Source organism: Pontibacter sp. HJ8 (assembly GCF_054824225.1).
Genome location: NZ_JSYF01000521.1, coordinates 1 through 640 on the forward strand (window position 1 = coordinate 1; position 640 = coordinate 640).

The 640-nt window shown below is 39.4% G+C and carries 1 pseudogene; it reads left to right on the top strand.

The window, feature by feature from the left end:
- Window positions 1-385: pseudogene (locus OB13_RS18795) on the top strand (hypothetical protein); the annotation flags it as partial.
- Between the last annotated feature and the right edge of the window lie 255 nt (window positions 386-640).

The following is a 640-nucleotide window of genomic DNA, read 5'->3' on the forward strand; positions in this document are numbered from 1 at the left end:
TGATCTGAAAAGGATATTCAGTGACTTTGAATTAGATTACCCATCATTCGTGCGTAGATTTCCGGAATTCGCTACAAGGTATAAGTCATCTATTAGTGGTCTGTCAGGTGGTGAACGAAGGTTAGTGGAAATCTATTCAGTTGTGAAATCGACATCGAAATTCGCCATGCTTGATGAGCCTTTCACCCATCTGAATCCTATACAGATTGATAAGGTAAAGGACTTCCTTTTAGAAGAAAAGCAAAACAAAGGCCTGATCATTACAGACCACATGTTCAGGCATGTGCTGGATATTTGTAATACTCTATACCTACTAACGAACGGCAAAACTCATCTGGTAAGAACTACTGAAGAAATTGAGGCACTGGGCTATGTCAGGGTATAATGCATGCCAGCAAAGCCTAAAACACCCTAAGGCGTGCCTTAGCACGTTAGACGTCATTGAGGGATGAAAAAGTCATGACGCTTGTGCATTAAATTCAATATAATTTCATACTTTCAAAGAGTATGAAATTGTTCTACCTATTCTTCCTGCTGGGATTAGTTGCCTTATTTTCTTGTAAGAAAGAGTGCGAAGTAACAAATTCCATCTGTAATGGAATTCCACCATCAAATGAAGCCTGTGCTGCGGTATTTAACA